Origin of the sequence: Stenotrophomonas acidaminiphila, assembly GCF_001431595.1 — a bacterium.
GTDB classification, from domain to species: domain Bacteria; phylum Pseudomonadota; class Gammaproteobacteria; order Xanthomonadales; family Xanthomonadaceae; genus Stenotrophomonas; species Stenotrophomonas acidaminiphila.
In genome coordinates this window covers 1-498 of sequence record NZ_LDJO01000116.1, presented here as the reverse complement: position 1 = coordinate 498, position 498 = coordinate 1, and the positions used below count along the sequence as shown (strand labels likewise).

The window sequence follows — 498 nt, the reverse complement described above, 5'->3', positions numbered from 1 at the left end:
CGCCATGACCGCGGTCAGCATCGTGCTGGCGATACGCAGCCGCAGCGACAACCACAGCGACCACGTCGACGCGCACGAGCCGGACGACGGCCGCGAAGCCGGCAACGGGGGCGGCGCATGAACCACCTGCCGATCCTGCCGATCCTGGTGCCGCTGCTGGGCGCGGCGCTGTCGCTGTTCGTCGAGCACCGGCGCTACGGGCCGAAGGTCCAGCGCAGCGTGGCATGGGCCAGCATGCTGCTGCTGGCGCTGGTCGAAGTGCTGCTGATCGCCGCCACCAGCCAGGGCGAGACGATGGTGTACCTGCTCGGCGACTGGCCGGCGCGGCTGGGCATCGCCCTGGTCGCCGACCGCCTCGCCGGCTGGATGCTCGGCACCACGCTGCTGCTGGCCGCGGCCTGCCTGCTGCACGCCTGCACCGGCTGGGACCGCCGCGCGCCGCATTTCCACGCACTGTTCCAGTTCCAGCTTGTCGGCCTCAACGGCGCGTTCCTAACC

The 498-nt window shown here is 71.7% G+C and carries 2 pseudogenes; both read left to right on the top strand.

Annotated elements, in window-relative coordinates:
• A pseudogene (locus ABB33_RS18725) lies at positions 1–121 on the top strand (Na+/H+ antiporter subunit C); the annotation flags it as partial.
• Positions 118–498: pseudogene (locus ABB33_RS17905) on the top strand (monovalent cation/H+ antiporter subunit D); the annotation flags it as partial. The pseudogenes ABB33_RS18725 and ABB33_RS17905, both read left to right, overlap by 4 nt.